This is a genomic window from Sulfitobacter sp. (assembly GCF_041552635.1).
Lineage (GTDB): Bacteria > Pseudomonadota > Alphaproteobacteria > Rhodobacterales > Rhodobacteraceae > Sulfitobacter.
This window is the reverse complement of the sequence record NZ_JBFEKM010000133.1, coordinates 1-11,407: the sequence shown is the minus strand read 5'-3', so window position 1 is coordinate 11,407 and position 11,407 is coordinate 1. Positions and strand designations below refer to the sequence as shown.

The window sequence follows — 11,407 nt, the reverse complement described above, 5'->3', positions numbered from 1 at the left end:
GGATTATGATCTTGTGCTGGATGGCACTGACAATTTCGAAACCCGCTATCTGGTCAACCGCGCCTGTGTGGCTGCCGGCATTCCGCTGATTTCAGGCGCGCTAAGCCAATGGGAAGGCCAGCTAAGTGTATTTCATCCCGCTTCGGGCGCGCCGTGTTACCAGTGCGTTTTCCCACGCGCACCCGCCGCGCATCTGGCACCGTCCTGCGCGCAGGCGGGCGTCATTGGCCCGTTGCCCGGCGTGATTGGTGCGATGATGGCCGCCGAGGCGATCAAGCTGATCACCGGTGCTGGCGCGCCATTGCGGGGGCAGATGCTGATGTATGACGCGCTATACGGTGAAAACCGCGTGATCGGGGTCAGCAAGCGGGCCGATTGTCCGATCTGCGGTTCGGGTTCCGAGGCAGATTGAAAAAGCGCTGCATTGTCTGAAAAGACCGCTACAGTTCCGTTACATAACAGGAGGAGAACCCTATGAAACGATTCGCTCTGGCCGCTGCGTTGGCACTGGCCCCGCTTGCTGCACTTGCCGAAGGCGTGGCCCATAAGGTCGCTATTCATGTCGATCAAAACGACCCGCAGGTGATGAATATGGCCCTGAACAACGCGCAGAACGTTGCGAGCTATTACGAGAGCAAAGGCGATACGGTTACGATCGAAATGGTCACCTATGGCCCCGGTCTGAACATGCTGATCGCTGACAAAAGCCCCGTGGCGCAACGTATTTCGACCATGTCGCTTGAGATGGACAACATCACGTTCGCCGCCTGCGCGAATACGATGGCTGGCATGAAGAAAAAGACTGGCCATGATGTTGTGCTGATGTCCGAGGCGGTTGTCGTGCCATCGGGCGTCGTGCGTCTGATCGAGCTGCAAGAAGACGGTTTCGCCTATATCCGTCCTTAATATCGGGCTATCGCCCCGGCGGACGATCAACTGTCGGGGCTGTTGCCAAAGGGTTGTTCGCGGCGTTTGGGGACAACGGCGATCTTGGGATTAGACAGGGTTTACGCCCCCTGTCTTTTCGCGTGGACGATTGCAACCTCCTGTCGTGGCACCTACCTTGGGGGACAAAGGAGAATAGCATGACAAATCCGCTGCTGAGTGACTGGGATACGCCATTTGAACTGGCCCCGTTTGACAAGATTTCCGATGATGATTTCGAGCCCGCTTTGCAAGAGGCGCTGGCCACCCATCGTAAGGAAATCGATGCGATTGCATCTTGCGACATAGCCCCCGGTTTCGGCAACACGATCGAAGCATTGGAAGAAGCCGGCAGCCAGCTGGACCGTGTGCTGGGCGTTTTCTTTACAGTTGCGGGGGCCGACAGTAATGCAGCCCGCGAAGACCTTCAGCGCAAGTTTTCCCCCCTGCTGGCGGCGCATTTTTCCGAAATTTCAAGCAATAAACAGCTGTTTAGCCGTGTCGCAGACGTCTGGGCAAACAAGGACAGTCTTGATCTGACGCCCGAACAGGCGCGGGTTTTGATGCTGACACACCGTGGTTTCGTCCGCTCGGGGGCCGCCTTGGACGGGGTGGATGACGCCCGGATGAAAGAGATCAAAGGCAGGCTTGCGGTGTTGGGGACGCAGTTCACCCAGAACCTGCTGGCGGACGAACGGGCGTGGTTCATGAAGCTGGACGAGGCCGATCTGGAAGGCTTGCCGGAATTTGTCGTTGATGCGGCACGCAGCGCCGGCGATGAAAAGGATGCAGGCGGCCCCGTGATTACCCTGTCACGATCTTTGATCGTGCCGTTCTTGCAGTTCTCGCCCCGCAGGGATCTGCGCGAAAAGGCATTTCTGGCGTGGCAGGCCCGCGGTGCCAATGACGGCGAAACAGATAACCGTGCCATTGCTGCCGAAACGCTGGCCCTGCGCGAAGAGCGCGCCAAGCTGTTGGGATATGAAAACTTCGCAGCGTTCAAGCTTGAGACCGAAATGGCAAAGACGCCCGATGCGGTGCGCCAGTTGTTGATGGATGTCTGGGCACCGGCCAAGGCCCAAGCCGAGGCGGATGGCACGGTGCTGACTGAAATGATGCATGCGGATGGCGTGAACGGCGATCTTGCGCCGTGGGACTGGCGGTACTATGCGGAAAAACGACGAGTCGCCGAGCATGACTTGGACGAAGCCGCGTTGAAACCGTATTTCCAGTTGGATCGGATGATCGACGCGGCCTTTAGCTGCGCCACCCGTTTGTTCTCTCTCGAATTCGTACCCCTTGACGTGCCGCTTTATCACCCCGATTGCCGGGCGTGGGAAGTGACCCGCAACGGCGAACATGTTGCGGTGTTTATCGGGGATTATTTTGCGCGTGGATCCAAACGATCTGGCGCATGGTGTTCGGCAATGCGCGCGCAGGCAAAGTTCCCCGACCTGCAGTCGCCCGTGGTGATCAACGTTTGCAACTTTGCCAAGGGGTCGCCTGCGCTGCTGTCCTATGATGACGCGCGGACCCTATTTCACGAATTCGGCCATGCGCTGCACCAGATGCTGTCGGATGTAACCTACGAATCTGTCAGCGGCACGTCTGTTGCGCGTGACTTTGTTGAGCTGCCAAGCCAGCTTTACGAGCACTGGTTGGAAGTGCCAGAGGTACTTGGTGAATTTGCGACCCACGCCAAGACGGGTGCTGCGATGCCGAAAGAGATGCTGGATAAGGTCCTTGGGGCGGCCAATTTCGACATGGGCTTTTCCACGGTTGAATACGTGGCTTCTGCCCTTGTGGATTTGGAGTTCCATGATGGCACTGCGCCAGCTGATCCGATGGCCAAGCAAGCCTCTGTTCTGGAGAACCTAGGCATGCCGGCAGCGATCACGATGCGCCATGCGACGCCTCAGTTTGCCCATGTCTTTTCGGGCGATGGCTATTCCAGTGGCTATTACAGCTACATGTGGTCAGAGGTGATGGACGCTGATGCGTTCGAGGCCTTTGAACAAGCCGGAGGGCCGTTCGATCCGGAACGGGCCAAAGCGCTTGAGACGCATATCCTGTCGACTGGTGGCAGCAAGGATGCCGCAGAGCTTTATACTGCATTCCGCGGACGGTTGCCGGGGGTTGAGGCTTTGCTGAAAGGGCGCGGGTTAAACGCGGCGTAGCAGAAAAGAACTTTTATGCCTTCGGCGAGAGTTTAAGGGCAAAATGAAGATGGGGCCGCATCGCTACAGCTTCATTTTGCCAAATAAACTCAAAAACCCGAGCTTGCGGCCGGGTGTTTCAGTAGCCCAGGTCGCGGTCGACCAGATGCAGGAAGTCTTCCTGCGCCTGACCTCGGCGGATGTTCTCTGCGATCACTGTCGACGCGGTGATTGCCCTAGTTTCGGCTGCGATGTGCGGGGTCACGGTGACGTTGCGGTGTGACCAGTAGGGATGGTTCTGGGGGAGCGGCTCTGTCCGGAAAACATCGAGTGTCGCATGCGCGATTTTCCCGCTGTCGAGCGCGGTAAGCAGCGCATCATCGTCAATCAACGGCCCCCGGCCCGGATTGATGATGAACGCACCCGTCGGCATCAAGGCCAGCGTATCGGCATTCAATGTGTTTTCTGTGGCAGCTGTATTAGGCAAAAGAAGCACCGCGATTTCAGCTGTCTTGAGAGCCTGTTCCAAACCCTCAGCGCCGTGAAGGCATGTCACGCCGGGCACGTTTTTCGGGCTGCGCGACCAACCGGTGACCTTGAACCCCAAAAACACGAGCGTTTCGGCCACTGCCGTGCCCAACGCCCCAAGGCCAAGGATCGTGACTGTGCGTTCTTGTGCCAGCGGCGGTGTACGGGGTGCCCAGACGGTATCGGTCTTGAGGATATCGGTATCAAGGTCAAGGTGGTAACGCATTACATGGCCGGTCACCCATTCCACCATGCCTTTGGTCAGACCCGGATCGACCATGCGTGCGAGCGGGATTTTCAAAGTCGGGTTGCCGGTGATATTTTCAACCCCGGCCCACAGGTTCAGCACTGCTTTGGCACGCGTGTAGGGGGTGAAATCCTGCAAGGTACTGTTGGGGGCGTAGACGATATAGTCGACCTCGGATGGTGCAATATCTGTCGCCAGATGCGCGTCAATCCCCGCATCCTTGAGCGCGTTCCGCAAGGGTTGTTCATAGGTGGTCCAGCGTTCGGGACGGGCGGCAAACAGGATATTCACGGGCATTCAATTCTACCTTGGGCGATGGACATGGGCGGATTGCACCAGCCCGAAGGCCAGCAGAAGCACCAGCATAGCAGAGCCGCCATAGCTGACCAGTGGCAAGGGCACGCCAACGACAGGGGCCATGCCCATCACCATCGACATGTTGACCGCAAAGAATAAAAAGAAGTTCAGCGCGACCCCGAGGGTCAGCAAGGATGAAAACCGATCCTTGTTGATCAGCGCAGAGGCAACGCAGAAAACGATGATCAACGCATAAAGCGCAAGCAAAGAAAACCCGCCAACAAAGCCGAATTCTTCGGCCAGCGTGGTAAAGATGAAATCGGTATGTTTTTCGGGCAAAAAGTTCAGCCGCGATTGGGTGCCTTGCATAAAGCCGCGCCCGGTCCAGCCGCCAGAGCCAAGAGCGATTTTGGATTGGGTGATGTGATACCCCGCACCCAGTGGATCTGTGCTGGGGTCGATGAACGTGTCGATGCGGCGAAACTGATAATCCTTGAGCATTTGCCACGGCGTGCCGCGTGATTGGAAGACTGCCGCGACAAGGCCGATGCCGGCAGAGATCACGACGGCGAAATAGGCCCAATGGACGCCGGCCAGAAACATTAACCCGCCGCCTGCCGCCAGCAAAAGCAATGCCGTGCCAAGATCCGGTTGTTTGAGAACCAGAAAGGTCGGCACCATGATCAGCAGGACAGGAATCAACACCCATAAGGGTCTTGAGGTCTTCTTGGACGGTAGCCAGTCGTAATAGGCCGCAAGCATCACCACCAGCGTGATTTTCATTAGCTCGGACGGTTGCAGCCGGAATGACCCCAGTTCGATCCAGCGCTGCGCCCCCATACCGACAGCCCCGAAAAGCTCTACCGCGATCAGCAGCACCACCGTGCCGAAATAGGCGACCCCTGCAAGGTTCCGCCACATCCAGATCGGCACCATGGCCACTGTGATCATCAGCCCAAGGCCAAGGGCAAAGCGTTTCATCTGCGGTTCGGCCCAAGGCGTAAATGTGCCGCCCGCCACGGAATACAGCATCAAAAAGCCGACCCCTGAAACAGTGGCCAGCAGAATTGTCAGCGGCCAGTTGAGGTGCAAAATCTTTGCCAGCCCGGTGGGGGCGTGTTTGACGCTATATTCAAGATAGCTCATGCTTGGTCTTTTCCGTCGATCGCTGCTTGGGGGAGAACATCACGCAGAGTGTTTTGCTGTTCTTTGATCCGGCCCCGATCTGCGGTGGGATAGGCGTCCAAGGGGGGCTCTCCGCCATAGAGCGCCTGCAACATCACATCACGCGCGATGGGGGCCGCAGCCGCAGATCCGCCGCCGCCATGTTCCACCAGCACCGACACCGCATAGCGTGGATTGTCATAGGGTGCGAAGCCCACGAAAAGCGCATGGTCGCGGCGTTCCCAAGGCAGGTCTTTGTTGCTGGTCACGCCGCGCGCGCGCTCTGCTGCGGTAATGTTGCGGACTTGGCTGGTGCCGGTTTTTCCGGCCATGCGCATGTCGTCGGCGATGATCCGCGATCTATAGGCCGTGCCGCGTCTGTCGTTGACCACCACATGCATGCCCTTGCGGACCTTGCGCAGATTGTTTTCGTTCATCCCCAACGGATCGCCCCCGCCCGAAGGCTGTTCGACCCCGTCAATGGATTTGATCAGCCGCGGGGTGACTTGTCGGTTGGTCGCAATCCGTGCCGTCATCACGGCCAGCTGCAAAGGCGAACTTAGCGTGAAACCCTGCCCGATAGAGGCGTTGACCGTATCCCCGATCACCCAGTCTGCCCCCTTGTTCTGTTGCTTCCATGCCTTTGTCGGCGCAAGCCCCGCCGCGACCGAAGACAGCGGCAGATCATGGCGGATGCCAAGGCCAAAGCGGTTGGACATCGCCGTAATTTTCTCGATCCCGACTTTCATGGCAAGGTCGTAGTAATAAACATCGCAAGATTGCTTGAGCGAGGTTTCAAGATCGACCCAGCCGTGGCCTGCGCGTTTCCAACAGTGAAACCTGCGACCGCCGACCTCAAGGTGGCCGGGGCAATACACCGTTTCATCAGGCCCGATCAGACCTTCTTCAAGGGCGGCCATGGCGACCATCATTTTGAATGTTGATCCGGGGGGATAGGTGCCTTGCACGGTTTTATTGACCAGAGGGCGATATTTCGATTGGAGCAGAGGGTTATAGTCAGCCGAAGAAATGCCGCCGATAAACAGGTTCGGATCATAGCTGGGCGACGAGGCATTGGCGACCAGATCGCCATTTTCGCAGTCTACGATCACGACCGCAGCGCTTTCGTCCCCCAGTCGGGCCTGTACATAGTTCTGCAGGTTGGAATCGACAGTCAGTTGCAGGTCAGCGCCCGATTGCCCCTCGCGGCGGGCCAGTTCGCGCATCACGCGCCCCGTTGCGTTAACCTCGACCTGTTTGGTGCCTGCGACACCGCGCAACAGCGATTCTTCGCGGGCTTCTACGTTGATCTTGCCAATCTGGAATCGCGGGATTCGCAGAACGGCGTCCGGGTCTTCCAAAGCGTCCAGATCCGCCTGACTGACGCGGCCAACACGGCCCACAATATGGGCAAAGTCCGATCCGCGCGGATACACCCGCGTCAGTCCGACCTCGGGGCTGATACCGGGTAGGGCGGGGGCGTTGACGGACACTCGGCTGACGTCATCCCAACTGACATCATCGGCGACGGTCACCGGCAAAAACGGGGCAGAGCGTTTGATTTCGGCAATTGTACGCGCGCGCATTTCGGGATCAAGCGTGATGATCTGGGCCAGACGGTCCATCACCACATCCACGTCATCGGCGTCTTCGCGCACCATGACGATGCGGTAAGACGGTGAATTTTGCGCCAGCCGTACGCCGTTGCGGTCAAAAATCTCGCCTCGGGCGGGGGGGATCAGGCGGATGTTGATGCGGTTTTCTTCGGCCAACAGACGGAACTGATCGGCCTGATCGACCTGAAGGTAATTCATCCGCGCGGCCAAGCCGCCCATGAACAGCAGTTGCACGCCGCCCAACAAGGCTGCACGGCGGCTCAGCTTGGCGTGGCTGGCTTCGCTATCTGCTCTGCTGCGTCTCATGGCTTTGGTTTCCTTGTCATACCCGTTTGCCCATGCCGTCCAGATCACCCGGTGCCGATTTGCGCACGCCCATCATCCCGTGGGTGACCAGAACCATTGCCGGATAGAATAACAGAGTCGTCCCCGTTTCGAAAAGAGTAAGCCCAAGTGGCGGCATGTCGACCAACAAAATCGCGAGGATCAGCCGGTTTGCCGCAGCGATGGCGATGATCACACCGCTGACCGTCAGCCATTCGGATACAAAACCGGAGTCTCGCAACCCGCGCCCCGACGATTTCAGGTATTCGCACCCCAAAAGCGCCAGCCCTGACCACAGCCCCGGCGGGCGTTGAAACAGCAGATCGGTCAACAAAAACAACGCAGCAAGCGAAATAGCTGGCACATATTCGGGCCGTCGCAGGCTCCAGGCGCAGGCAAAGCCAAGGATCAGGTCAGGGGCGGCCCACCGGCGTGGTGATGTCTCGAGGGGGAGGAGGTGAAAGAACAGCACGACCACTACAAGCAAGACAAAGCCCGAGCGCATCAGCCACAGACGCAGGGGCGACAGATCGTTCATTTGTCCGGGGCCGGTGTTGCTGTGTCCTGTTGTGCGATGGGGCCATCGGGACCGATGACCTGCGCGCTGTCCGATACGGTTTCGCTGCCATTGTGGCGCAGCACGCGCAAGAATTCGAGCCGCTCGTAATCGGCGGCCAAGCGCACACGCAAGCGCCCGCCGGGATCAGCGGCGACCTGACCAATCAGCAAACCGGCAGGAAACACCCCGCCATCGCCCGAACTGATCACCCGGTCACCCGGGCGCACAAGATCGGGGTTTTCCAGAAAATCCACAGGCGGGGCGCTTGAATTGTCGCCTGCTACAATCGCGCGCTGCCCTGATGGCTGGATCGTCGCGGGGATGCGGCTGCTGGCGTCGGTCAGCAAAATCACACGGGCGGTATTTTGCGCAACGCCTGAAATGCGCCCGACCAGCCCGATACCGTCCATCGCCGCCCAGCCATCTACCAGCCCGTCACGCGCGCCCACGTTCAGCAGCACCGATTGCCGGAAGGGCGACCCGCTGTCGGCCAGAACAACGCCGGTGATATAGGTCAGCCGCGGGTCAAGCCGCACGTTGTTAAGGTCCAGCAGGCGGGCGTTTTCTTGTTCAAGCTGCAAGGCCGCTTCTTTCCATGCCTGCATCTGGCGCAGCTCGGACCGCAGTTCCTGATTTTGGTCGGCTAACCGCTGATAGCTTTGGAAATCACGCAGCAGGTTTACGGTGCCGGTCACGGGGGCCATTGCCCAATCCAGATTGGGCACGATTTTGTCGGTGATTTGCGCACGGAACCGTTCAACCCGGGGGCTGTCGATGCGCCACAGCAAAAACACGCCAAACAGGATCAGCATCAGCACAGCCAAAAGCATGCGCCGCAAGGGCCGCCCAAAGTCGTTCGAGGATGATCGGTCGATGGCCATGCGTTACGTGTTCCCTGCCGGTTTGGCAGGGCCGCCCTGCCGCTGATCGGGGCTTTGCGAAATTCTGCCCGAATTAGCTGTCGTAGTCGATGGCGTGGCGCAGTTGTTTTTCGTATTCGAGCGCCTTGCCGGTGCCCAACGCCACGCAATTCAATGGCTCGTCCGCCACGGAAATTGCCAGACCTGTCTGTTCGCGCAGCGCCAGATCCAGATCACCGAGCAATGCGCCACCACCGGTCAGCATCACGCCGCGGTCAACGATATCTGCGGCCAGATCGGGCGGAGTTGTCTCAAGTGCGGTCATCACGGCTTCGCAGATTTGCTGCACGGGTTCGGCCAAGGCTTCGGCGATCTGCGCTTGGGTCACTTCGATTTCTTTCGGGACACCGTTCAGCAAGTCGCGTCCGCGAATTTGCATGGACGTGCCACGCCCGTCGTCGGGCATGCGGGCTGTGCCGATGGATGTCTTGATGCGTTCGGCCGTGGTTTCACCCACCAGCAGGTTTTGCTGACGGCGCAGGTAGCTGATGATCGCCTCGTCCATGCGGTCACCACCGACGCGGACCGACCGCGCATAAACGATGTCGCCCAGGGACAGAACCGCAACTTCGGTCGTACCACCACCGATGTCGACAACCATGTTACCGGTCGGGTCGGTGATTGGCATGCCAGCGCCAATCGCGGCCGCAATCGGTTCGGCAATCAGGCCTGCGCGGCGCGCACCAGCCGACAGAACAGACTGACGGATCGCGCGTTTTTCAACGGGGGTCGCACCATGTGGCACGCAGACGATGATCTTGGGTTTGGAAAACGTGGACCGTTTATGCACCTTGCGGATGAAGTGCTTGATCATTTCCTCGGCGGTATCAAAATCGGCAATCACACCTTCGCGCATCGGGCGGATCGCTTCGATGCTGCCCGGTGTCCGGCCCAGCATCAGCTTGGCATCTTCACCCACGGCCAGCACTTTTTTCACGCCATCCTTGACGTGATAGGCCACCACCGACGGTTCCGAGAGAACGATGCCCTTGCCTTTGACGTAAACCAGCGTGTTTGCGGTCCCAAGGTCGATGGCCATATCGGACGAAAACAAACCACGGAAGTTATCAAATATGGACATGAGCAGCAGGACCTTGCAAAAATTCGTAATGGCCCGACGACTCTGATCAGAGGCGGGCTGTGCGGTGTATAGGACGATGTGCCCAAAGACGAACGGGGGGTTGACTATCGGGGTGGCATGATGCCGCCACTGCGCTATGTTTTAGAGCATCGGTTCAATCAGGGGGCAGGGAAATGCAGAAGATTCAAGTTATCGGGGTGCATCACATCACACTGATGGGGGCGGACCGTCAGACAAGCATTGATTTCTGGGAAGGGCTGTTGGGGATGCCTTTCATCTTTGACCAGCCCAATCTGGATGATCCCGACGAGGGGCATTTGTATTTCGATCCCGGCGACGGACGCTTGATTACCATTTTTAGTAATGAAAGCCGCAAGCCGGTTCACAATCGCACACCCACCGACGCTGGCTGCGTACATCATATCGCGTTCGAGGTGGACCGCGCCATGTTCGATCAGGTGCTTGAGCGGCTGAAAGAGCGCGGCATCGGCAATTCGGGCATCAAGGATCGCGGTTTTATGCATTCGATCTATTTCAAGGACCCGCTGGGTTTCCTGATTGAACTTGCCTGCTATACTTTCATCCCGCCACGCGGATCATCCCATGCCGAAGTCATGCTTGAGGCGCACAAGTTGCGCGTTGCGCGCGGCGACCACCATATTGAACGTCAACATCTGGCGGATGCGACAGTGATGATCGTGGAGCGGTCACAGCGGTCCTTGTCGGATGATCGGTCACCCAAGAACCCGTACTGAAAGAAAAAAGGCAGGGTCTAAACCCTGCCTGATCCAGTTAACCAGCGTCTTTGTAGCTAATCTCGCGTTTGTCGCTGCCGCCTTTTTCACGGCGCACCAACAGGCGGTTAAGCGCGTGAATATAGGCTTGGGCCGAACTGACGACCGTATCCGTATTGGCGGCCTGTCCGGTCACAATGCGCCCGTCCTCCTCGAGGCGGACAGACACGGTTGCTTGCGCGTCTGTGCCTTCGGTGACGGCATGCACTTGGTACAGCTGCAGGCGGGCGTTGTGATCGACCAACGCTTTGATGCATTTGAACGACGCATCAACAGGGCCATCGCCGGTCTGTTCGGTGCTGTGTTCGGTGCCATCTACGGTCAGCGTCATCTTGGCCACGTTCGGGCCTTCGGTGCCGCAGACAACATGCATTGATTTCAGCGTGATCCGGTCGTTCTCCGGGTCTGCCGCTGTGCGCATCAAGGCGATCAGGTCTTCGTCGTAGATTTCCTTTTTGCGGTCAGCAAGTTCCTTGAATCGGACGAACACGTCTTTCAACTGGTTGTCGCCCAATTCGTACCCGAGGTTTTCGAGTTTTGACCGCAACGCGGCACGGCCCGAATGTTTGCCCATGACGATATTGGTTTCGGTCAGACCCACATCTTCGGGGCGCATGATCTCGAATGTCTCGGCGTTTTTCAGCATCCCGTCTTGGTGGATACCGCTTTCGTGGGCAAAGGCGTTCTTGCCGACGATGGCCTTGTTGAACTGCACGGCAAAGCCGGACACAGTCGCGACACGGCGCGAGATGTTCATCAGCTTGGTGCTGTCCACGCCCGTCTGGTAGGGCATGATG

The 11,407-nt window shown here is 58.4% G+C and carries 11 protein-coding genes; 4 read left to right on the top strand and 7 right to left on the bottom strand.

The window, feature by feature from the left end; all coding sequences use genetic code 11:
• The 3 genes from ABYT07_RS14950 to ABYT07_RS14940 form a co-directional block, all read left to right on the top strand.
• A partial coding sequence (locus ABYT07_RS14950) for a ThiF family adenylyltransferase (protein ID WP_372992842.1) occupies positions 1-412 on the top strand: 412 nt, incomplete at its 5' end.
• 62 nt (positions 413-474) lie between these two features.
• Entirely contained in the window at positions 475-906 is a 432-nt protein-coding gene (locus ABYT07_RS14945) for a hypothetical protein (RefSeq protein WP_372992841.1), read from the top strand.
• 179 nt (positions 907-1,085) lie between these two features.
• A complete protein-coding gene (locus ABYT07_RS14940; protein ID WP_372992840.1) occupies positions 1,086-3,101 on the top strand; it encodes a M3 family metallopeptidase in 2,016 nt (671 codons plus the stop codon).
• A gap of 118 nt (positions 3,102-3,219) precedes the next feature.
• Here the strand turns inward: ABYT07_RS14940 and ABYT07_RS14935 are convergent, their stop codons facing one another.
• The 6 genes from ABYT07_RS14935 to ABYT07_RS14910 all read right to left on the bottom strand — a co-directional run bounded on the left by ABYT07_RS14935 (position 3,220) and on the right by ABYT07_RS14910 (position 9,816).
• Positions 3,220-4,152: a 2-hydroxyacid dehydrogenase gene (locus ABYT07_RS14935; protein ID WP_372992839.1), complete on the bottom strand. Its 933-nt coding sequence runs from the start codon at positions 4,150-4,152 to the stop codon at positions 3,220-3,222.
• A 6-nt stretch (positions 4,153-4,158) separates the two neighbouring features.
• Positions 4,159-5,298 carry a rod shape-determining protein RodA gene (rodA, locus tag ABYT07_RS14930; RefSeq protein ID WP_372992838.1) on the bottom strand — a complete coding sequence of 380 codons (1,140 nt, stop codon included), beginning with the start codon at positions 5,296-5,298 and terminating at the stop codon, positions 4,159-4,161.
• Positions 5,295-7,238, bottom strand: coding sequence for a penicillin-binding protein 2 (gene mrdA / locus ABYT07_RS14925; RefSeq protein WP_372992837.1), 1,944 nt, complete (start codon positions 7,236-7,238; stop codon positions 5,295-5,297). The genes rodA and mrdA overlap by 4 nt, the downstream gene beginning before the upstream one ends.
• A gap of 16 nt (positions 7,239-7,254) precedes the next feature.
• Positions 7,255-7,794: a rod shape-determining protein MreD gene (locus ABYT07_RS14920; protein ID WP_372992836.1), complete on the bottom strand. Its 540-nt coding sequence runs from the start codon at positions 7,792-7,794 to the stop codon at positions 7,255-7,257.
• Positions 7,791-8,696, bottom strand: a complete 906-nt coding sequence (mreC, locus tag ABYT07_RS14915; RefSeq protein WP_372992835.1) for a rod shape-determining protein MreC — start codon at positions 8,694-8,696, stop codon at positions 7,791-7,793. The genes ABYT07_RS14920 and mreC overlap by 4 nt, the downstream gene beginning before the upstream one ends.
• Before the next feature lie 73 nt (positions 8,697-8,769).
• Entirely contained in the window at positions 8,770-9,816 is a 1,047-nt protein-coding gene (locus ABYT07_RS14910; RefSeq protein WP_372992834.1) for a rod shape-determining protein, read from the bottom strand.
• 173 nt (positions 9,817-9,989) lie between these two features.
• Here ABYT07_RS14910 and ABYT07_RS14905 point away from each other — a divergent pair, with 173 nt between their 5' ends.
• Positions 9,990-10,571: a VOC family protein gene (locus tag ABYT07_RS14905; protein WP_372992833.1), complete on the top strand. Its 582-nt coding sequence runs from the start codon at positions 9,990-9,992 to the stop codon at positions 10,569-10,571.
• A gap of 37 nt (positions 10,572-10,608) precedes the next feature.
• Here ABYT07_RS14905 and ABYT07_RS14900 read toward each other — a convergent pair.
• On the bottom strand, positions 10,609-11,407 hold a 799-nt coding region (locus ABYT07_RS14900), incomplete at its 5' end, for an alpha-isopropylmalate synthase regulatory domain-containing protein (RefSeq protein WP_372992832.1).

Bases quoted from the DNA above. Each gene is read 5' to 3' on its own strand.
- ABYT07_RS14920 (WP_372992836.1), bottom strand. From the start codon at position 7,794: ATGAACGATCTGTCGCCCCTGCGTCTGTGGCTGATGCGCTCGGGCTTT.
- ABYT07_RS14935 (WP_372992839.1), bottom strand. From the start codon at position 4,152: ATGCCCGTGAATATCCTGTTTGCCGCCCGTCCCGAACGCTGGACCACC.
- rodA (WP_372992838.1), bottom strand. From the start codon at position 5,298: ATGAGCTATCTTGAATATAGCGTCAAACACGCCCCCACCGGGCTGGCA.
- ABYT07_RS14945 (WP_372992841.1), top strand. From the start codon at position 475: ATGAAACGATTCGCTCTGGCCGCTGCGTTGGCACTGGCCCCGCTTGCT.
- mrdA (WP_372992837.1), bottom strand. From the start codon at position 7,238: ATGAGACGCAGCAGAGCAGATAGCGAAGCCAGCCACGCCAAGCTGAGC.
- ABYT07_RS14905 (WP_372992833.1), top strand. From the start codon at position 9,990: ATGCAGAAGATTCAAGTTATCGGGGTGCATCACATCACACTGATGGGG.
- ABYT07_RS14940 (WP_372992840.1), top strand. From the start codon at position 1,086: ATGACAAATCCGCTGCTGAGTGACTGGGATACGCCATTTGAACTGGCC.
- mreC (WP_372992835.1), bottom strand. From the start codon at position 8,696: ATGGCCATCGACCGATCATCCTCGAACGACTTTGGGCGGCCCTTGCGG.
- ABYT07_RS14910 (WP_372992834.1), bottom strand. From the start codon at position 9,816: ATGTCCATATTTGATAACTTCCGTGGTTTGTTTTCGTCCGATATGGCC.